At 59.0% G+C, this 20,380-nt stretch carries 21 protein-coding genes; 9 read left to right on the top strand and 12 right to left on the bottom strand.

Features of this window, described 5'->3' with window-relative positions; genetic code table 11:
• Nucleotides 1-60: 60 nt before the first annotated feature.
• Both B3187_RS14900 and ubiU read right to left on the bottom strand, forming a co-directional pair.
• Nucleotides 61-936, bottom strand: coding sequence for a U32 family peptidase (locus tag B3187_RS14900; RefSeq protein WP_286807259.1), 876 nt, complete (start codon nucleotides 934-936; stop codon nucleotides 61-63).
• Complete coding sequence (gene ubiU / locus B3187_RS14895) at nucleotides 936-1,931, bottom strand: ubiquinone anaerobic biosynthesis protein UbiU (RefSeq protein WP_286807258.1); 996 nt, start codon at nucleotides 1,929-1,931, stop codon at nucleotides 936-938. The genes B3187_RS14900 and ubiU overlap by 1 nt, the downstream gene beginning before the upstream one ends.
• Before the next feature lie 94 nt (nucleotides 1,932-2,025).
• Here ubiU and ubiT point away from each other — a divergent pair, with 94 nt between their 5' ends.
• From ubiT to cysI, 6 genes are all read left to right on the top strand, one after another.
• Nucleotides 2,026-2,508 carry a ubiquinone anaerobic biosynthesis accessory factor UbiT gene (ubiT, locus tag B3187_RS14890; RefSeq protein ID WP_286807257.1) on the top strand — a complete coding sequence of 161 codons (483 nt, stop codon included), beginning with the start codon at nucleotides 2,026-2,028 and terminating at the stop codon, nucleotides 2,506-2,508.
• A gap of 223 nt (nucleotides 2,509-2,731) precedes the next feature.
• Complete coding sequence (locus tag B3187_RS14885; RefSeq protein WP_286807256.1) at nucleotides 2,732-3,151, top strand: hypothetical protein; 420 nt, start codon at nucleotides 2,732-2,734, stop codon at nucleotides 3,149-3,151.
• A gap of 109 nt (nucleotides 3,152-3,260) precedes the next feature.
• The gene (locus tag B3187_RS14880) at nucleotides 3,261-4,055 is read left to right on the top strand and encodes a class II glutamine amidotransferase (RefSeq protein WP_286807255.1); all 795 of its coding nucleotides are present in this window, start codon (nucleotides 3,261-3,263) and stop codon (nucleotides 4,053-4,055) included.
• Nucleotides 4,056-4,172: 117 nt separating this feature from the next.
• Nucleotides 4,173-5,402, top strand: coding sequence for an NAD(P)/FAD-dependent oxidoreductase (locus B3187_RS14875; protein ID WP_286807254.1), 1,230 nt, complete (start codon nucleotides 4,173-4,175; stop codon nucleotides 5,400-5,402).
• A gap of 139 nt (nucleotides 5,403-5,541) precedes the next feature.
• Nucleotides 5,542-7,326 (top strand): assimilatory sulfite reductase (NADPH) flavoprotein subunit, encoded by a 1,785-nt coding sequence (locus B3187_RS14870; protein ID WP_286807252.1) that lies wholly within the window; start codon nucleotides 5,542-5,544, stop codon nucleotides 7,324-7,326.
• Nucleotides 7,326-9,035 (top strand): assimilatory sulfite reductase (NADPH) hemoprotein subunit, encoded by a 1,710-nt coding sequence (cysI, locus tag B3187_RS14865; RefSeq protein ID WP_286807251.1) that lies wholly within the window; start codon nucleotides 7,326-7,328, stop codon nucleotides 9,033-9,035. The genes B3187_RS14870 and cysI overlap by 1 nt, the downstream gene beginning before the upstream one ends.
• A gap of 50 nt (nucleotides 9,036-9,085) precedes the next feature.
• On the opposite strand, the gene B3187_RS14860 is transcribed toward cysI, so the two are convergent.
• The gene (locus B3187_RS14860; RefSeq protein WP_286807250.1) at nucleotides 9,086-9,307 is read right to left on the bottom strand and encodes a hypothetical protein; all 222 of its coding nucleotides are present in this window, start codon (nucleotides 9,305-9,307) and stop codon (nucleotides 9,086-9,088) included.
• A gap of 225 nt (nucleotides 9,308-9,532) precedes the next feature.
• On the opposite strand from B3187_RS14860, the gene B3187_RS14855 reads away from it, so the two are divergent.
• The gene (locus B3187_RS14855; RefSeq protein WP_286807248.1) at nucleotides 9,533-10,069 is read left to right on the top strand and encodes a hypothetical protein; all 537 of its coding nucleotides are present in this window, start codon (nucleotides 9,533-9,535) and stop codon (nucleotides 10,067-10,069) included.
• Nucleotides 10,070-10,096: 27 nt separating this feature from the next.
• On the opposite strand, the gene B3187_RS14850 is transcribed toward B3187_RS14855, so the two are convergent.
• The 4 genes from B3187_RS14850 to B3187_RS14835 form a co-directional block, all read right to left on the bottom strand.
• On the bottom strand, nucleotides 10,097-10,321 hold the full coding sequence (locus B3187_RS14850) for a DUF3565 domain-containing protein (protein WP_286807247.1): 225 nt from the start codon (nucleotides 10,319-10,321) through the stop codon (nucleotides 10,097-10,099).
• A gap of 13 nt (nucleotides 10,322-10,334) precedes the next feature.
• Nucleotides 10,335-11,042, bottom strand: coding sequence for a succinate dehydrogenase iron-sulfur subunit (locus B3187_RS14845; protein WP_265365887.1), 708 nt, complete (start codon nucleotides 11,040-11,042; stop codon nucleotides 10,335-10,337).
• A 33-nt stretch (nucleotides 11,043-11,075) separates the two neighbouring features.
• Nucleotides 11,076-12,464 (bottom strand): FG-GAP repeat domain-containing protein, encoded by a 1,389-nt coding sequence (locus B3187_RS14840; RefSeq protein ID WP_286807246.1) that lies wholly within the window; start codon nucleotides 12,462-12,464, stop codon nucleotides 11,076-11,078.
• Nucleotides 12,465-12,779: 315 nt separating this feature from the next.
• Nucleotides 12,780-14,378, bottom strand: a complete 1,599-nt coding sequence (locus B3187_RS14835) for a BCCT family transporter (protein WP_286807245.1) — start codon at nucleotides 14,376-14,378, stop codon at nucleotides 12,780-12,782.
• Nucleotides 14,379-14,671: 293 nt separating this feature from the next.
• Between B3187_RS14835 and B3187_RS14830 the strand changes: the two genes are divergently transcribed.
• Nucleotides 14,672-14,878: a cold-shock protein gene (locus B3187_RS14830; RefSeq protein WP_024461242.1), complete on the top strand. Its 207-nt coding sequence runs from the start codon at nucleotides 14,672-14,674 to the stop codon at nucleotides 14,876-14,878.
• Nucleotides 14,879-14,992: 114 nt separating this feature from the next.
• On the opposite strand, the gene B3187_RS14825 is transcribed toward B3187_RS14830, so the two are convergent.
• The 5 genes from B3187_RS14825 to B3187_RS14805 all read right to left on the bottom strand — a co-directional run bounded on the left by B3187_RS14825 (nucleotide 14,993) and on the right by B3187_RS14805 (nucleotide 19,339).
• Nucleotides 14,993-16,639, bottom strand: a complete 1,647-nt coding sequence (locus B3187_RS14825) for an FG-GAP repeat domain-containing protein (RefSeq protein ID WP_286807244.1) — start codon at nucleotides 16,637-16,639, stop codon at nucleotides 14,993-14,995.
• A gap of 128 nt (nucleotides 16,640-16,767) precedes the next feature.
• Nucleotides 16,768-17,403 carry an SCO family protein gene (locus B3187_RS14820; RefSeq protein WP_286807243.1) on the bottom strand — a complete coding sequence of 212 codons (636 nt, stop codon included), beginning with the start codon at nucleotides 17,401-17,403 and terminating at the stop codon, nucleotides 16,768-16,770.
• Between the two features lie 20 nt (nucleotides 17,404-17,423).
• Nucleotides 17,424-17,738, bottom strand: a complete 315-nt coding sequence (locus B3187_RS14815; RefSeq protein ID WP_286807242.1) for a hypothetical protein — start codon at nucleotides 17,736-17,738, stop codon at nucleotides 17,424-17,426.
• A 12-nt stretch (nucleotides 17,739-17,750) separates the two neighbouring features.
• Nucleotides 17,751-18,887 (bottom strand): multicopper oxidase domain-containing protein, encoded by a 1,137-nt coding sequence (locus B3187_RS14810; RefSeq protein WP_286807241.1) that lies wholly within the window; start codon nucleotides 18,885-18,887, stop codon nucleotides 17,751-17,753.
• A 38-nt stretch (nucleotides 18,888-18,925) separates the two neighbouring features.
• Nucleotides 18,926-19,339, bottom strand: a complete 414-nt coding sequence (locus B3187_RS14805) for a c-type cytochrome (RefSeq protein ID WP_286807240.1) — start codon at nucleotides 19,337-19,339, stop codon at nucleotides 18,926-18,928.
• A gap of 254 nt (nucleotides 19,340-19,593) precedes the next feature.
• Between B3187_RS14805 and B3187_RS14800 the strand changes: the two genes are divergently transcribed.
• On the top strand, nucleotides 19,594-20,380 hold a 787-nt coding region (locus B3187_RS14800; RefSeq protein WP_286807239.1), incomplete at its 3' end, for a hypothetical protein.

Below are 20,380 nucleotides of genomic sequence, written 5' to 3'. Positions count from 1 at the left end.
CCTGGATTGCTCTGTCATTCGTCAGCCTCAATAAAGTCGTTGGAATTTTGGGGGCCGCGCTCAGGCGACCTGCACGATACCGGCCATCTTGTGCCAATAGCCGTTGACGTCCTGCGCGGCGCGCGCCTGGGCTTCGCCCCGGCTGGCGGCCCTGAACCGGGCGAGCCACTCCAGGGTGCCCTCGGGCTCCGGGCTGAGGCGCACCGCGTCCACCAGCCCGGCCATTTGCGGCACCTCGGTCACCAGATTGTACCGATCTCCGGACTGGGTCTGAATACCATTGAGCACGAACAGCCGCTCGTCTTCCTGATTGTAGACGGGACGGCCCGACGGGTATTTGATGCAGCACAAGTCACATTGATCTTTGGGCCGATTTTCCGAGCGGGCGGTAAAGCAGCGCGCCGACCAGGCCAGGGGCAGATGCCCAAAGCCGAACACCTCGACCTCAAAGCTGCTGCGGATATCCTCAATATCCGGGTGCCGCAGTATCTCCGACAGCCACTCCCGGGACAGTTCCACCGGCATCAACCAGCGCTGCATACCGAACTGCACCAGTTGGCGCAGGGTCTGGGGGTTGTAGCAGTTGATGGCCGCTCCAGCGACGAAGGGCAGCCCCGCCTCCCGCAGCAGGCCCACCGCGCCGATATCGTTGGCCTCCAGGGCGAATTCACCGTTGTCGCAGTAGCGGCGCAGCTCGCGCAGGTCTGCAGGAGACTCCAGCAAGGTCATGGTGGATAACACCACTTCTTTGCCGGCCTCACGCAGCTGGTGCGCCTGGGCCATATAGTCCTCCAACTTCAGCTCCCGCCGCTTGGGACACACGGTTTCGCCCAGGTAGACGGCATCGGCGTCCGATTCGGCCACCGACGTGTAAAAACGCTGCACCTGCTCCCTGGGCCAGTAATACAGAATGGGTCCGATGGTCAGTTTTAACATTAGCGCCAACTCCTGTGATAGGCCCCGATGGTGGTCTGATGCCCTTCGGACAGTCCCGCCAGGGTGTGGTCCCAGTCCTGATGTACCTGATAGCGGGTCGGATCTTCCAAAAGACGGTCGATGGCCTGACGCCACACCCGGGTAACCTGGCCGACATAGGCGGGACTACGCTGGCGACCCTCGATCTTCACCGCCTTGATGCCATCGCGGTACAGCTCGGGCAACAGGCTCAGGGTGTTGAGGCTGGTCGGTTCCTCCAGGGCGTGGTAGCGCTCACCGCCTACCTCGAATCGACCTTTGCACAGGGTGGGATAACCGGCGTTCTCGCCGCCGGCGAAGCGGTCAATCAGGTAGCCATTCAGGCGGGATTCCAGGACGCCGCGTTTCTCTTCCCAGCGGACGAACTTGGCGGGGGAGCAGGCGCCGGAGTTGTTGGGGGACTCGCCGGTCATGTAGGAGCTGAGATAACAGCGCCCCTCAGCCATAATGCACAGACTGCCAAAAGCGAACACCTCCAGCTCGGTACTCACGGTATGCGCCAGTGCCGACACCTGTTTCATGGACAGCACTCGCGGCAACACCACGCGACTGACGCCATAGGCTTGTTGGTAAAAATCAATGGCCGCCGCATTGGTGGCCGAGGCCTGCACCGACAGGTGCCGCTCCACCTCGGGGTAGCGTTCCGCCGCGTAGGCCAACACCGCCATATCGGCGATGATCAACACGTCCGCTCCGGCCTTGACGGCCTCATCCACTGCCTGTTGCCAACTGTCCCATTGTGTCGGGTGAGCAAAGGTATTGATCGCCACATGCAATCGCCGCCCCTGCCGGTGGGTTTCCCGGGCGGCATCGCGCAGCCCCAGGGTGTCGAGATTGAGACCGGCAAAATGCCGGGCATTGGTATCACCGCGCAAGCCAACATAGACGGCATCGGCCCCCTCTTTCAGGGCGGTTTTCAGCGCGGGCAGGCTTCCTGCGGGACAAAGTAATTCCATCGGCGTTTACCTCTGTTTAAAAACGGTACCTATTTTGGGCGAGTGGCGACGCCCCCCGGGTTTGCTAGCATGCCCGCTCAGGAGGTGCCCCACTATGACTACCATGCAATCCCGTTCAGCAGTATTTCGCCCAACACTCCCCCGGCTCATTCAATGCGCCAAGGTGGCCCAGCCGCTCATCCCCCAGACCATTCGCCGACACACGCTGGGCATCGGTTTGAACCACACTTTTTCAGAGGCTCTGCGCCGGGGTGAACTGGATTTTCTGCGCGGTCGACAGGCGCGGATCACCGTGCCCGATATCAATCTGGACTTCTCGGTAACGCTACTCGGCCAACGGCTGCAGGTTTCGCTCAAGCCTGTGGCGCCCGACGTGACCTTTCGAGCCGATACCCGATCACTGCTGCAAATCATGGCCGGCCAGGTTGATCCCGACACACTGTTCTTTCGCCGCAAACTGGCCATTGAGGGTGATACCGAGCTGGGGCTGGCACTGAAAAATTTTCTCGACAGTCAGGACCCCGAACGGCTGATCCCCGCACCCGCTTATCGCTTTATCAGCCGGACGGTGGCGTGATCGTTCCGATCGGCTCAAAAAAAGGTGCACTCCCTGCACCAGAGGCCTTTGAGTCCCGGTGGCACAGCTGCCAGGGGAATACCAACCGGGACCTCTAGCCTACTGCTCTGGCCGCCCTCGGGATATTCCCCCATGGGTCTACCCCTTTAGAGGAATCACAGTTCACCCCGAAAGTGTGCACAATGGGCAGAACTCTCGTTTTTACAACAATGGCCACATCGCTATGAGCACCTTTGAGCTGAACCACTTCGATGACTTTCTCACTATTGCCCGCTCTCAACCGGAACCACAAAAGCTGATTCTGGTTCTCGCGCGCCGAGAATTACCCACCGGTTATACCGAGCAGCAGGCGCGGGATTTTGAGGACGGACACGGGGGCCATCTGGCGCCGCTGGCCGGTATCGACAAGCGTCCCGACGAACTGGCAGACTTCTCCAGCCTGGTCGAAGAAGCCAAGCAGGCGAGCGATACGTGGGATGCGGTTTTTGTTGCCGCCCTGCCCGGCACGGACAACAAGCTGCCCACCCCCAAAGCGGTAGACGACGCCATCGAAAAAGTCATCCACGCCATTCGCAACGGGATGATCAATAACTTGCTGGCATTCGACCGTTCCGGCGTCCCGATGCAGATCACCCACGGATAGCGCTCAACGAGTCGCGCCCCAGAAATCGAAAGGCGCGCCCAAGACCTGCGAAAGACGCCTCGATGCGTATAATGGTGATAGACCTCCGAAACCCGAGAGCCTCATCACTATGTGCGAACTCCTGGCCATGAGCGCCAACACCCCCACCGACCTGTGTTTCAGCTTTACCGGCCTGACCCGCCGTGGCGGCGAGACCGGGCCTCACAAAGATGGCTGGGGCGTGGCGTTTTACGAAGGCAAAGGGGTGCGCAATTTCCACGACGCCGATGCCAGCGCCTCCTCCCGTATCGCCGAAGTGGTGCAGACCCACCCGATCAAAAGCGAAGTGGCCATCTGCCATATCCGTCAGGCCAATGTGGGGGACATTTGCCTCGCCAATACCCACCCGTTCACCCGCGAGCTATGGGGCCGGTACTGGGTGTTTGCCCACAACGGCCAAATATCGGATTTCGCGCCCGAACCCGGTTTCTACGAACCGGTGGGCACGACGGACAGCGAGGCGCTGTTCTGCGACATGCTCAACCACTTGCGCCAGCATTGCGACCGGCACACACCGACCGCCGAGGTGGTGCAGCGGCTGGTGAGTCTGTCCGAAGGCTACGCCCGTCAGGGGGTCTTCAACCTGCTGTTGAGCAACGGCGACTGGCTGTTCACCTACTGCTCCACCAAAATGGCCAGCATCACCCGCCGGGCCCCCTTCGGCCCGGCCCGCCTGAAAGACGCCGACATGATGGTGGATTTCGAATCCGAAACCACCCCCGACGACATCGTCAGTGTGATCGTCACCGAGCCGCTTACCAGCGATGAGACCTGGGATATCTACCAAGCCGGAGAGTGGCGCTTGTGGCGCAAGGGGGAGATTGCAATGCGAGGGACCAGGGACGCCCTCCCCCCTCAAAGCTGAGTGGCACGGCTTATATCGCTCAGCACTTTGCTTAATACCAATCCATCTAATAAGATATATTTTTAATACATCTTAATACTGATAAGCTTCCCGCTCGATCTGACAGGAGGCTGACCCATGACCCAACCCCGGCACCACGATATTGTAATCATCGGCGGCGGTGCCGCCGGCACCAGCGTCGCCGCCTCGCTGCTGCGTCAGCGCTCGACGTTGGATGTGGCAGTGATCGAGCCAAGCGACACGCATTATTATCAACCGGCCTTTACGTTGGTCGGTGGAGGCACCTACGCGTTGGAGGACACCGCTCGGCCGCAAGCCCACACATTGCCCCACAACGCGACCTGGATTCGCCAGTCGGTCAGCGAACTGAAGCCGGAACAACAGCGTGTGGTGCTGAATAATGGTAATGAAATCCACTATCGGGCATTGGTGGTCGCGCCCGGCATTGAGCTGAATTGGTCGGCCATAGAAGGTCTTCCTGAGGCACTGGGACAAGGGGGTGTCTGCAGCAATTACGATCCTTCACTCGCCCGTTACACCTGGCAATGCATCGATGGCCTGAAGGCCGGCCGCGCCCTGTTTACCCAGCCGTCCACGCCCATCAAATGTGCGGGCGCGCCGCAAAAAATCGCTTACCTGGCGGCCCATCAATGGCAGAAACGCCAGCAGAGTCATCAGATACAGGCACAATTCTACAGCGGCATGGGCGCCCTGTTCAGCGTGCCGGACTTTGTTCCGCACCTGCAGAACGTGGCCATTGATTACGGGATAGGCATCAACCTTAAACACGATCTGATCCGGGTGGATGGCGAAAAGCACATCGCAACCTTTAAAGTGACGGATCAGAACGACGAAACCCACGAAGTCGACGAGCCCTATGATGTTCTGCATGTAACACCGCCACAACGCGCGCCGCAGTTTGTACGCGAAAGCGTTATGGCCAATGAGGGCGGTTGGTTGACCGCGGACCCCCACACTTTGCAAAACCCGGATTACCCGGAGGTGTTTTCTTTAGGCGACGCCAGCTCGCTGCCGACATCCAAAACGGCGGCCGCCGTACGCAAGCAGTCACCCGTTGTGGTCAAAAATCTGCTCGCCTTTCTGGATCAGGAACCACTGAGCGCCCGCTACGACGGCTATACCTCCTGCCCGGTGGTCACCGGTTATGGCGAGGTGATGCTCGCGGAATTCACCTACGGTGGAACCGTAACGCCCACATTGCCCCTGAATCCGTTCAAGCGGTCGCGCTTTTACTGGGTGGTCAAAAAACATCTGCTGCCACCTTTCTATTGGCGTTACATGCTGCGGGGTAAAGAAGGCGACATCGCGCACAAAGAGCGCCACTGACATCCCCCTGTTACTACCGCCGGTTCTTTGCTTAGGACACATCCGTCTAAGCAAAACGGCGGCGTTGCCTTGAGTTTTTGTTAGCCTGACTCACTATCAAAGTCACAGGATCACGGAACCCATTGGAGCCCGACTTCGCATGAACGCCCCCTTGCCACCCTCACCTTTGAACAACGCCCAGCGCCAGCAAATCGACGCCCTACTCCGGGAATTGAACGAGCAGCAACTGGACTGGGTCCAGGGCTATCTGGCCGGCTACCGAGCTGCGTTGCACGCCGGCGGCGAACCATCCGGCGCAAGCGGTTCCGCCGTCACACTGACCATACTGTACGGCTCTCAGACCGGCAACGCCGAAACCCTGGCCGAACAGCTGGCGGAACAGGCCCGCGCCCAGGGGCTGGACGTCGAGTGCCTGGATATGGACGAATTCCCCGTCCGGCAACTGAAAAAGACCGAACGGCTCGCCCTCATCACCTCCACCCACGGCGAAGGCGATCCGCCGGATAATGCCCTTGGGTTGCACGAATACCTGCACGGGCGCAAGGCACCGAAGCTCGGTCAGTTGCATTACGCCGTGCTGTCGCTGGGGGATTCCAGTTACGAATACTTTTGCCAGACCGGGGTGGATTTTGATCAACGTCTGGCGGCGTTGGGTGCCGAGCGGATGGTGGATCGCGTGGACTGTGACGTGGACTATGAGGAGGCCGCCGATCAGTGGATGACGCAACTGTTATCGGTACTCAAATCCGAGACAAAAAGCACGGCTGCGGTTGCCCCGACACCCACAGCATCTACCTCCACCGCTGCGGGCCATGATCGCAAGCATCCGTTTTCCGCCCCTCTGTTGGACCGGGTAACGCTGAACGGTCGTGGCTCCAGCAAGGCGGTACACCACCTGGAGTTTTCCCTGGAAGATTCCGGGCTGCGCTACCAACCCGGCGATTCCCTGGGCGTTTATGTGCAGAACGATCCGGAGCTGGTGGCCCGGATTCTCGAGCAGACCCGGCTGGACGGCGAGCAAGCCGTGACGCTCAAGGACGACTCCCTGACACTGCACCAGGCGTTGCAGCATCATCTTGAGCTGACGCGACTGACACCACCGACGGTGCAACAGTGGGCCAAACTGAGTGAGGCCAGCGAGCTTCAACAGCTGACCAACGATAAACGGGGGCTGATCGACTGGCTGCACGGGCGAGATCTGCTGGATCTGCTCCAGGAATACCCCATTGGCGGACTGAGCGCCCAGACATTGGTGGATCACATCCGTCGCCTGCCGCCCCGGCTCTACTCCATCGCCTCCAGCCAGGCGGCTGTGGACGAGGAAGTGCATCTGACCGTGGCGGCGGTGCGATACCAACAACGCGAGCGCCTGCGTGAAGGGGTGGGCTCCACCTGGCTGGCGGATCGCCTGGCGCTGGATGACACCGCGCCGGTGTTTATCGACACGAACAAGAACTTCCGCCTCCCGAATGACCCCAACACGGCCATTGTGATGATCGGCCCGGGCACCGGGGTAGCGCCGTTTCGAGCCTTCATGCAGGAGCGCGAGGCCGAAGCGCATGCGGGCAAAAACTGGCTGTTTTTTGGCGACCGGAACTTTCGCACCGATTTTCTCTACCAGCGCGAATGGCTCCAGTGGCGCAAGCAGGGACTGCTCAGTCGACTGGACGTGGCCTTTTCCCGGGACGGGCCAGACAAGGTGTACGTGCAACACCGGATTCGAGAAGCGGGGTCGGAGCTCTGGCGCTGGATTGAGGACGGCGCGCACCTGTACGTGTGCGGCGATGCCAATGCCATGGCGCCGGACGTGCACGAGGCCCTGATCGACGTGATCAGCACCCACGGACACAAAAGCCGCGACAGTGCCGAGCAATACCTGCGCGAGCTGACCCGAAGCAAACGCTACCAGAGAGATGTGTACTGATGAGCCATGACGATTTGCCTTTAGCCGAACAGATCAAGCGCGAAAGCCGGTATTTGCGCGGCACCCTGCGCGATTCCCTGGCGGATCACGCCACCGGCGCACTGCACGATGAAGACACGCACCTGAGCAAGTTTCACGGTCTCTACCAGCAGGACGACCGGGAGCTGCGCGAAGAACGTCGTCAACAGAAACTCGAACCGCACTTCCAGTTTATGCTGCGCTTGCGGCTGCCCGGCGGAGTACTGACCCCGGACCAGTGGCTCGGACTTGATGAAGTCGCCGACCGCTTTGCCGACGGCAGCCTGCGCCTGACCACCCGACAGACGTTTCAGTTTCATCGGGTATTCAAGGAAAACCTGCAACCGCTGATTCAACATCTGGATTCGCTGGGGCTGGACAGCCGGGGCGCCTGCGGGGATGTCAACCGCAACGTGGTGGCGAACGTCAACCCGCACCTTTCTGCCAATCACGCACGGGTCTATGACCATGCGGTGCAGATCAGCGAACGACTGATGTGGCGGTCGCGGGCTTATGAAGAAACCTGGCTGAACGAGGCGCCAAAAACCCGCGAAGGCGAAGAGGAAGAACCCTTCTACACCTACCGCTACCTGCCCCGAAAATTCAAGGTCGCCATCGCTCTGCCACCCCACAATGATTGCGATGTATTAGCCAACGACATCGGCCTGATCGCTATTGAAGAAGATGGCGATATCGTCGGTTACAACATCGCGGTCGGCGGCGGCATGGGTATGACTTACGGAGAGACCGGTACCTACCCGCGCCTTGCCAGCCCGGTCGGCTTTGTGCCGGCCGATCAGGTGGTGGATGCCTGCGAAGCCATTGCCGCCATTCAGCGCGATCACGGTTGCCGCACCGACCGGGCTCACGCCCGATTCAAATACACGCTCGATGATTACGGGCTGGACTGGTTCAAGGAACGGTTTGCCGAGGTGCACGGAACGCCGCTGGAACCACTGCGAGACTACACCCTCAAGGACAGCGGTGATCAATTCGGCTGGACCGAGGATGATCGGGGTCGGCACCACCTGACGCTGTTCATCCCCAGCGGTCGCATTCGCGATTTCGAGCAACTGAAATTGCGTACCGCGTTGCGCAGCATCGCTAAAATTCATTCAGGCGAATTTCGCATCACCTGCAACCAGAACCTGATCATCGCCGGCGTCAGTGAACAGGAGAAATCAGCCATCCAGAAGCTGGTGGACCACTACGGTCTGGATGATGGAGGTAAAAGCTCACCCCTGGCACGCAACGCCATTTCCTGCGTGGCTTTCCCCACCTGTGGATTGGCCATGGCGGAATCCGAACGTTACCTGCCGGAGCTAAGTCAGAAAATTCACCAGCTGATGAGTGAGGCGGGCATCGGTGGCGAGGTGATTCAATTGCGCGTATCCGGCTGCCCCAACGGCTGCGCCCGCCCCTACCTGGGGGAGATTGCACTCACCGGAAAGGCCCCGGGAAAATACAACCTGTACCTGGGCGCCGATACCGGCGGCAATCGGTTAAATCGACTCTACCGGGAGAATATCGACGAGGCACAGATACTCGCCGATCTGAAACCGCTGTTCGAGCGTTTTGCCCGGGAGCGCGATGCCGATGAAGGCTTTGGGGATTTTCTCTACCGCAGCGGCGTTATCCGCCCCTACAGCGGCCCCGAGGATTTTCACCAGCCATTGATCGCTCGCGGTTGATCCATCCCGCGAAATTGCCCCGTCACGCCCTCTCGAAGGGCTGACGAGGGTCAATCTACCGGCCGACCAAGCTGTTTGAGCGCGACTAAGCGCGTGATGTAACTGATTTTGAGCAGGGTCACGAAGGGAATCAGGCTGACATGTGCGGCCACCTGCCACGCCAACGTCAGGCCATGATAAAACCAATAACCCATGGCCACCGCCCCCAACGAGAGGGCGATGCTCAGCACCATCCCCAGGTGCGCCAGACTGAGAAGCTTGATCGGTTGCATGACATACCTCCCGAGGTATAGACGGTTTTTCACGTCATAAGGATTGGCTCACCCTAAAGATTCATACAATATACTACTTATAGTTTTACCACCCTCGGAGACCTTGTGCAACCGCTTTCCGGTATCGCCCCCCACGACCAGCTCTAGAACGGTGCTACCCTATAAAAACGGACCATAACGACAAAACGGCCATTATCGTTCGCTCAGAATCCTAAGGAGACCCCCATGATCTTTAATCGCTCAGGACTTCACGTCTCCGCGCTTGCCGCGACACTCATGTTGACACCCGTGACTGCAACACTAGCGGCCGAACCCGTCGGGCCAGAGTTGCCCCCTAAGCTGCGCGGTTTGTTGATCAAGGAAATGCGCCAGATAGACCAGGCCATGCAAGACATTTTCAGTGCCATTGTTAAGGGAGAGCACGAGAGGGTGGCCGAGAAAGGCCAGGCCATTCACGACAGCTTCATTCTGAAACAGTCCCTGACACAGGAAGACCGTCAGGACCTGAAGGCCGCTGTGCCTTCGGCGTTTCTTCAGATGGACGCTCATCTGCATGAGCTGGCCGCATCCCTGGCTGAATCGGGTCACTCAGAGGACACGCCTCGGCAACTGGATACGTTCACGAAAATGACAGAAGCCTGTGTCGCCTGCCACAGCACCTACACCACCGACCGCTTCCCGGGACTGGAAGCCCCGGCCGTTCCAGCGGATTGGGTTGATGCTATCGAGTCTGCCGGAGACACATCACATCACGACCATTGATCGGTGGTTCCGTTTGGGATTGGCATCCTAATTTTCTAACGCACACTGAGAATGATCCGCCGGTTCGCGGCGATCGCACTTGACGCAATTTAACCGAGTGCCAAGCATGGAAGCCCGCCCCATTTCAGTGGTAACCCAGGGGCGCTCCACCCAAGGTGGGTTGTGACGAACATGCTGATTGTGGCCGCAGGCCAGGCGCGCCACCCAGTGGTCTTCTTCATCTTTGTGGTAGCCGATGATCGGTTGCTCCATGAATGCTCCCGGGTTACACGCCGTTTTTCAGCAACAGCCGCTTGATATCGCTGATGGCTTTCATGGGGTTCAGGCCCTTGGGGCAGACATGGGTGCAGTTTCCGATGCTGTGACAGCGAAACACGCTGAACGGATCCTCCAGTTCTTCCAGTCGCTGTTTCAACCCTTTATCACGGGAATCGGACAGGAATCGATAAGCCTGCAGCAGTCCGGCAGGGCCAACGTACTTCTCGGGATTCCACCAATAGGAGGGGCAACCCGAAGAGCAACAGCCGCACAGAATGCATTCATACAGTCCATCAAGTTTGGCGCGATCTTCTGGGCTCTGTAACCGCTCTATGGCCGGAGGCGGGTCGTCGTTGATCAGATACGGATGGATGCGTTTGTACTGATTAAAGAATTGGGTTTGGTCCACCACAAGATCGCGAATGACCGGCATGCCCGGTAACGGGCGTAACACCAGCGTATCGCGCCGGTCGAGCACCTCCTCCACCGGCGTAATGCACGCCAAACGGTTAACGCCATTGATGCTCATACCGTCAGAGCCGCACACGCCCTCCCGACAGGAGCGCCGGTAAGCCAGCGTCTGATCCTCGGCCTTCAGGTGTTCAAGCACATCGAGCACCATACGCGACCGGAATGGATCATCAATCGAATACGTTTGCATGTGCGGCGCTTCATCGTACTCGGGATGATAGCGGTAGATGGATACTTGAAGCATGGCGTCTACCTCTCTGATCGCGTGATTTTTCGGTCAATGTTCCGGCTTTTCGGGTTCATTACGGAATGGCGCTTCGAACCAATACAGGCGTGGCTGATCGGCGCTGGCGTCAACATCGCCGTGCCTATTCTGCGAGGCTCCGGTCATCACTCGACGCAACAGGTCCATGCGGAAGGCGCCGGCGAGCACATCAGGGCGACCATTTCGGTTCAGATCGGTGACAACCATCGGGACCAACCCGTGACGGTTACCGGCCAGCGGCCGTGAACGGAACGTCTCATCACCGTTATTCTCAAACCATACCATGGATTGTCGCCGAGGATCGTCCCAGTGGTTCACCCAGCTACTGACCAGTACATCCTGATGACCATCGTTATTCATATCGGCAACCGTCGCTTTGGCCGCACCGTAGTACCTGGCAATGTTACGGTACTGAAACTGCAAATCACCGCGATTTTCGAGCCACTGAACGCCATGGTACGGCTTGGGCTCGTTCTGGGTATCAAAGGCGTCGCCATTGGTCATCAATAAATCGGGCCGACCATCGCTATTGAGGTCGGCCACTTGCAATTGCGTAAAGCCGTACATCGGATGTGGGGCTCTTGCGAGCTCCATGGTGCGGTACTGCCCCGCACCTTCGTTGATAAAAGCGATCACGACTTCATGTTCCTGGGCCACCAGAGTGACGAGATCCTGAAGGCCATCGTTGTTCAAGTCGGCCTGAACGATATTGAGGGCGCCACTGAGGTTCAGCAAGTCCTGCCGGACGAAACGCCCGTCCCCCCGGTTGTCGAGCCAGAGCACACCGCCGATATCATTGCCGCCAAACACCGCCACAACCAGATCCAGGAGTCCGTCTTCATTGATATCCAGCACCTGCACATCCGAGATCCGGCCTAAACCGTCATAGAGCAGCCGGCGCTCAAACCGCCCCTTGTCATCTTGCGCCAGCAGAAACAGCTTGCCCGCCAGGGCACCGCTCGGGGGTAACTCACCAAGATCGGCGACCACAATATCCTGCTGACCATTGCCCGTGTAATCCAGCGCCCGAGTCTGAATGGGAAGGGTGAACTGGCCGAGCGTCGTTTCTCGCCATGGGTCCGACGCCGGGTGATTTGATGGAACCTCCAACAAGCGAACTTCGCCTGCCTCGCCGTCGCTGACCAGAAAAGCCGCTGCCGCGTCACTGCCAAAGCGCTCTGGTGATACCGGCTGTAGGTTCAGTATTTGCGGCAGCCGCGATCGCTCTCCCACCACCTTTGCCGACCAGGCCGACGAGTCTGAGGATTCCGTATAAGGAAGGCGTGGCAACTGTTCGGGGCTTGAGCCGTAGTAAAGGGCTTTAATGTGTGGCACAACGTCAGCGGGAATCACCTCCTGACCGGCGCGCCGACGCCCCAAATCGACCATGGTGTCAATCACGGCCGGCCAGCTCCGCTTGGGTAACAAATCCGGCGAAGGCAGTGCATGGCAGCTACCGCAATAGCGCTCGGTTAACGCGACAATTTCTTCGACAGACTTTGGCTCCACCTGGCCTTCGGCCAACGCGTGCAGCGGCGCTAGCAAAGCCAACAGCAAAGTACAGACCGTCACTTGACGCCTAGAGCGCACCGACCATGTCGTTTTGGTTGTGACGTATTTCGAATGAAAGCGTGTGGGTTGCATCGGGCCCTCCTGGCCAACAGCTAACCATAACCGCCGGTCCGACACACTACCCAGAATGGAGTACCGCGGTCGTCAGTCTTCTTTCACCGGGTCTTGGGTGTCGCCCGAACGGAATTCCTGAGCCCGGCGATCCGTGTCATCCAGCAATCGCTGAATGCGCTCTCGCATCAATGCTTCGTGCAACTCCATCTGTCGCTGTTCATTGCGCAGGGACTTGAGCAGTGACGCGGCCATAAACACCATCAGCACCATAAACGGGAAAGCCGCCACAATCGAGATGGTCTGCAGTGCGGTCAGGCCACCGCTCAGCAGCAGTACGCCGGCCACCAATACCTGAATGACGCCCCAGGTCAGTCGCATGGGCCGGCTTGGCGAGAGCACACCCCGGCTGGTGAACATGCCCAGCACGAAGGTGGCCGAGTTGGCCGAGGTGATGACAAACAGCACAATCAGGACCAACACCAAGGCACTGATCCAACCCACCGCGGGGAGAAATTCAAGCATTTGAAACAGCGCCGAACTCATCTCCCGGGTCACCGCGTCGCCCAGCGCTGCACCTTCAAACAGTTCGAAGTACAGCGATGAGCCGCCAAAGGTGGCAAACCAGAGGGTGCTCAGTAGCACCGGCATACCAATGACGCCAACCACGAACTCCCGAATCGTCCGACCTCTGGAAATACGGGCGATGAAGCTTCCCACGAAGGGCGCCCAGGACAGGCCCCAGGCCCAGTAAAAAATCGTCCAGCGGGCCACCCAGTCCTCCCCCGTGTAGGGCGACATCACCAGACTCATACCGATCATGTTGGAAAAGTAATCACCAATGGCATTGGTCATGGCGGCGGTGATGAAATCAGTGGGCCCGGCAAAGAAAACAAACACCAGAACGGCGGCGGCCAGCAGCATGTTGGCGTCACTGACATAGCGCACGCCACTTTCCAGAGGCGCCAGTGAGCAAAGTAAAAACACAATGGCCACCCCGGCCAATATGGCAAGCTGGGGCGTAGTGCCGAATGCCATACCAAACACCGAGCCCATGCCACTGTTGATCTGAATCACCCCCAAACCGAGGGTGGTCGCCACACCAAACACGGTGGATACCACCGCCAACACATTGATGGCGTGCCCCCAGCCGCCATCAACCCGGTCGCCCAGACTGGCGCGAAAGGTTTCGCTGATCAGGCCCGGCCGCTGCTGACGGAAGCGGACGTAGGCAATCGCAAGCCCCACGACGGCAAAGTTGGCCCACTGATGAAACCCCCAGTGAAACAGCGAGTACTGCATGGCCAACTCGGCGGACTCGGCGCTGCGCCCCTCGGCCATGCCCAGAGGCGGATTGACGTAGTGGGTCATGGGTTCGGCGACACCCCAGAACACCAGGCCAACCCCCATCCCGGCCGAAAAAATCATCCCCAACCAGGTAGGGTAGGAAAATTCCGGCGCTTCACCGTCGGACCCCAACCGGATGTTGCCACTACGGCCGGCCCCCAGAGCAATGCAGTACACCAGAAAACCGGTGGTGACAAACAGGTACAGCCAGCCGAAGTGGCTGGTAGTGAAGGCCAGCGCCTGCTCTGAACCACCTGCCAACTGCTCTGGCCAGAAAATACCGAGTACAACAAATGCACTCAACAGTGCCACCGATCCGTAAAAAACCCAGCCGGGTCTGTTCATAAGACGCTCTGCTTCAAAATTTCTGGGGGAGCCAAGTGCTTGATCTGTAGCGAAAAAGCCTAACATGAGCCACTCAAATGACAAACGCAATGATAAATACGTTGACAGTCACCCTAAAGCCTGTAGGATGGCTCGGGTTAGGAAGTTCTGATTTATATTGTAAAAACCTGTTCGATCCCTGCCCGTAGCTAGCAACTCTGTCGCACGTCATCGTCCTGTCTTTTTAAGTAATAGAACCTTTTTAGCACCACCGGTCCATCAGGGCCACCATCAAATGATTTATAGGTACGATTATGTCAGTAGTTACTGGAACAGTTAAGTGGTTCAACGAAGCGAAGGGTTTTGGTTTTCTGGAGCAGGAATCCGGTCCGGACGTTTTTGCACACTTCAGCGCCATCGTTGGTTCAGGCTTCAAAACCCTGGCCGAAGGCCAAGCGGTCAGCTTTAACGTGACCCAAGGTCAGAAAGGCCCGCAAGCCGAGAACATTCAGGCGATCTAAATCGTCTGCTGACACAGCCCGTCGCCGACAACCGAAGGCCGACGGATTGTGTTCTTTCAGGGGTTACCCCTGAATCAAAAACGGCGCCCCTCACAGGGCGCCGTTTTTTTGTGTTCAATTTTCAGAGGCACGGTTACGAATTAGTAACAATCGATCGCTGGGTGCACGCTGATCCGCTTTCATTTTGTCGGTGTCCATGGAGGGAATACCGTCTTCCACCCGCAAGAAATCCTTGAGGATATCCATACGGAACGCACCGGTAATGATATCCAGGCGACCATTGCCGGTGATATCCACCAACTCCAGAGGCACCACACCGCGGTATTCATCGCTGATGGGCCGAGGCTGGAATGTCAGGTCGCCAGTATTTTCATACCAGATCAGGGACTGACGTTTTTCATCGTCCCAGTAATTGGTCCAGCTACTGACCACAATATCCGGATCGCCGTCGCCATCCATGTCCGCCACCGCCGCATTCGCAGCGCCATAGAAACGGCCGATGTCGTGGGCGGCAAACTGCATATCGCCTTTGTTTTCGAGCCACTGAACACCGTGGTAAGGCTTGGGGTCGGTTTGGGTATCGAAAGCATCACCATTGGTGAAGATGATGTCGGGCTTCCCGTCACGGTTCAGATCCTCAACATTCATGCTGGTGGCACCAAACAACGGATGCCCGGCACTGACCAGATCCACCCGTTCAAACCTGCCGTCGCCCTGGTTGACAAAGGCGACCATGGTTTCATATTCCTGAGCTAGGAGTGTGATCAGGTCCATTTTGCCATCGCCGTTGAGATCCGCAGGCGTGATATTGAGCGCACCACTCAACCCCAACAGAGGTCTTTTCTGGTAATCGCCACCGCCCTGATTCTCCAGCCAGAACACCTCGCCTATGCCGGCACCACCAAACACCGACACGGCGATATCCAGATCGCCATCGTCGTCCAGGTCCAGCGCCTGCACATCGGTCACACGCCCGAGCTGATGAATCAATAGCTGTTTTTCGTAGCCGCTCTTCGGCGTCTGCTGCAACAGAAAAATTTTGCCCGCCAATACCCCACTGGGGGCAAATTCACCGAGATCGGCCACCAGAATGTCCTGCCGGCCATCGCCGTTAAAGTCGACGGCTCGGGCCGTTATCGGCAGCTCAATCTCGGCAATGGTGGATTCGCGCCACTGTGGGTTTTCACCTCCATCGGTTTGCAGCAGGCGCAACTCGCCGCGCTCGCCGTCGCTGACCAGAAAGTTGAACTTGGCATCATTGTCCAATGCCACCCGCTGGATATTGAGAATTTGCGGAATGCCAACCCCATCACCCACTCGCTCGGAGGACCAGCTCATGGCCGGATGGGGGTCATCAATATAGGGGAGGCTGGCCAACTGCTCGGGGCTGGACCCGTAATAGAGCGCCTTGATATGGGGCACGGCGTCCGCCGGGATCACGTCCTGACCGGTGCGGTTTTTGGCCAGCTCCACCATGGAGTCGATCACCCGCGGCCAACTGTGCCGGGGCAGCAGCGAGGGCGAGGGCACCTGATGGCAGCCACCGCAATAGCGCTGCGTCAGCGCCACCACTTGTTCGCGGGATAGCCGCTCTTCGGGCTGGGACGGGCCGGGTTGGGTCTGGGGTTGGGGTTGGACCTGGGCCAGCACCGGCGTTGAGATTACCGCGCCAAGCACCATCAGGCCGACCCGTAAGCGTCGGAGGATGCCGTGCCATTCGGTGGTAAAAACCAGTCGGTTCCTGAAGAGGGTTCGATGCATAACCGTAGTGCCGCTGTGTTTGTTGGGTCCCACAATGATAAACGGCTCCGAAGGCCTCTCCGGCGCCGTTTATCATTGTGAGGCCCAGTGTACACCAGGCCGGGGCACGACTGAACGCGCCCCGACGCTCAATGCAGACTGTTTACGGCCTCAGTGACCGGTTGGTTCAGCCCCTCCCGGCGGTGGATGACCTCCCCGTCGGCGTTGAGCAGTGCAATCACGTTGCTGTGGTCGTAACCGCCACTGGGATTTTTCCGGTAGCGGATACCCAGCAGCGCCGCCAGGGTGCGCACATCCGCCGCCGAGCCGGTGGCAAAGTGCCAGGGCGCCTCCGTGGCCCGGAAATTGTGGGCGTACTCATTGAGCACCTCGACGGTGTCATTTTCCGTATCGAAACTCACCAACAGCAAGGTCACGTTGTCGCGCTGCTCGGCGGACAACCCCTGATGGATGCGACGCACATCTTCCACCAGCACCGGACAGGCCGTCGTGCAACTGGCGTACATCATGGTCACAATCACCGACTGTCCCGCCAGATCACTCAGGCGCAGTGTCTCGCCCCGGTGGGTCTGCCACGTGGCATCGAACTGATGCAGCGAGCCCTCCGGGATGTCACTGGCCATTCCCAGAGGGGTATGGTGATTATGGTGGCCGTGATGGTCGTGACCGCCGTGGTTCGCGTGGTCGCTGGCAAGCGCCAGTCCAGCCAACGCCCAAAGGCCCAGAGCGGCCAGCCAATGCCAGGCCTTTGTGAAACCGTTCATGTTCATTCAGGTATCCTCAATCAGGGGTAAACGCAACGGAAGCCGAGGTTGCTGGCGGTGGTTTCCGGAGCGTGGTTGCTGCGCATCTGGTAGCGCAGCAGAGTGGCGTAGTGAGCGCTGTCGTAGCGCAGTATGAGCCGGCCGGTATCACCGCAGGAACCACCGCCAAAATCCACCCGGAAGCTTGCCACCCACTCGGTGCGGCGCTCCCGGTCGAGCAGCACCGGGTGTTCAAAATTGCCCTCCGGTACCACCACCGGCTCGGCCGCCAGGGCGGTGACGGTGCCGGCCAACAGGAGCCCGCCCCACAACCATTGTTTACACCACCCTGACATCTCGCTCTCCTCCTACTGTGCCGGTGCGGCAATCAAGGCGCCGGCGGCGCCGCGCTCGGCGTCGTGGAACTCGTGATCCACCAATTTGTACAGCCCGTCTTCCGGAACGATGAACTCCATCACCGCACCGTTACTGGCTCCCAGAAGTACGGTCTGCATACCGCGCCACTCGTTCTCCAGATTGCCCTCGTACCAGACCCGATCAAAGATGGCACCGATCACGTGGAAGCTGGAGGTGCCGTTGGGCCCGGCGTTCAAAACGTAGAGGCGCACCCGGTCACCTTTTTTGGCGCGCAGGGGCTGATCCATCAGGGCGGACACATGACCGTTAAAGGTCACGTGGCTGGGATTGTTGGCCATGGCAGCCTGGTGATCATAAATATAGGACTCGCCCACCTGCTGCAGATAGAACTCGGACTGGGTAATCACGTATTCGTGATCGGCTTCCGTGGGGTAGCCCTCTTTGGGGGAAACCACCACCGCGCCGTACTGCCCCATGGCGGTGTGCATCAACACACTGGATGTACCGCAGTGGTACATGTAGACACCGGGATAGTTGGCCACCCATTCGAACTGGATGGTTTCCCCTGGCGAGATGCTGCGCCACTTATCATCGGCCGCCACGGTGCCGCTGTGAAAGTCCATGGAGTGAGGCATGGGGGAAATGGCCGCCTCCGGTTTCTGGTAGGGGTTGTCCGCCATCTGCCGGTAGAAAGGCGCGGCGCCCTTGCCGGGCTCGGACACCAGCACGGCCTCGTCGGAGCGGTTTTTCATGGTAAACACCACCCGGTCGCCCTCGCGCACGTGCAACACCGGACCAGGCACGCTGCCGCCAAAGGTCCAGGCGGTGTAACTCACGCCCGGGGCCACCTCCACTTTCTGGGACAGGGTGTCCAGCCGGACCTGATGGGTTTTGTTGCCGGCGTAGTCGAGCTTGGCCAAATGGGGGGACGCGGTCATGGTATCGCCCACCACCGCATCGCCCCGGTAATCCTCACGGAACACTTCGGCCTTGGGCATGCCGTAGACCTTGCCCTCGACTTCAAACTCACCGGCGGTGGCCATGGGCCCGGCCTGAGAACAGCCTACTAACGCCGCCAAGGCACTCACGCTCGCCCCCAGGGCCATCATTTTCATCATCTGTTTCATCGTTAAGTTCTCTCTATCAATTAATAAAATGGGTACCGTTAACGCAATGCACTGATATTGGCTTCGGATAGGGTCAAATCACTGCCGTTGAGATCCGACAGGATGTAGGCCACCAGGTCGGCAATATCCGAATCACTGATGTGGGCCATGGACGGCATCACACTGTTGTAGGATTTTCCGTTCACCGTCAGCGGACCGGAGACGCCCTTGACGATGGCCTGCGCGATATAGTCGGGGTTGCCGGACAGATTGGCGTTATCGGCCAGGGGAGGAAAGGCGCCGGGAATACCGGCACCGGCGGGCTGATGGCAGGCCTGACAATTCATCTGATAAACGGTTTTGCCATTGGCGGGGTCGGCGGCGTAAAGGTTGAGGCTGAGGCTCGCCAGAGCCCCCAACAAACAGCGGCCAAAGAAACCACGGCGGGACAAGGAAAAGGCGGGACGATTCATGTAAACACCTCGATCTGTTACCGGGAAAATCGCACCTGTTACGATTTCCCACACAGCTTCATCAGACCAGAAATTCAGGTGCCACACTATTGCGCCGATGGGTTATTCGGCGCCCCTCTGAAATGCCCTATTGGGGGTAGACGATGGGGATTGGGGAGTATTCCCGTAGGCTCAAGGGCGCAAGCGCCGTAACATGGAGGTAACAACCCATGAGAGCAGCAATCCTGAACCAACACTTCCCCGGGAGGAGTTTCATGACCGATCACCGCCCGACCTACGATTGGGACCCTCGCAGCGACACGGTTCTGGATAACCCCGTCGCCAGCTTCGATGACATGCGCCAACGCTGCCCGGTGGCCCTCAGCGAGTACATGGGGTGGTCCGTGTTTCGCCACGAGGATGTGCTGGCAGTGGTGACCGATCATGAAACCTTCAGTAATCAGGTCTCGCAGCACCGCTCCGTGCCCAATGGACTGGATCAGCCCGAACACACGCCTTACCGCACACTGATAGAGCCCTTTTTTACCGATCAGCGCATGGCGTTGTTTGAGCCGGAGTGCCGCGACATTGCCGCCGAGCTGGCTCGAGCGATCGCCGGACGAAAGCAGGTCGATATTGTGACCGAGTTGGCGGAGCCCTTCGCCTTGCAGATCCAGTGCGCCTTTCTCGGTTGGCCCGACAGCCTGCAGGAGCCGCTGCGCGAATGGGCCCACGAAAACCACGAGGCCACGCTGGCCGGCGATCGGGAGGCCATGGCGGAAATTGCCCAGCGTTTCAGTCGCTATATTCACCAACTGCTGGAAACCCGACGTGAGCAGGGCGATTGGGCGCCGGAAGATCCCACCACGGACATCATGCGCAGTACCATCGATGGTCAACCCATTCCCGAGGAAGACATCGTCAGTATTCTGCGCAATTGGACCGTGGGCGAAATCGGCACCATTGCCGCCTCGGTTGGCCTGTTGCTGAAGTTTTTGGCCGAACACCCCGAGCTGCAGGCGGAGCTTCGCGATGATGTGGACAAAATTCCGGAAGCCGTGG

The organism is Marinimicrobium sp. UBA4209, from assembly GCF_002381585.1.
Taxonomy (GTDB): domain Bacteria; phylum Pseudomonadota; class Gammaproteobacteria; order Pseudomonadales; family Cellvibrionaceae; genus Marinimicrobium; species Marinimicrobium koreense.
This window is presented reverse-complemented; position numbering and strand designations above follow the sequence as displayed.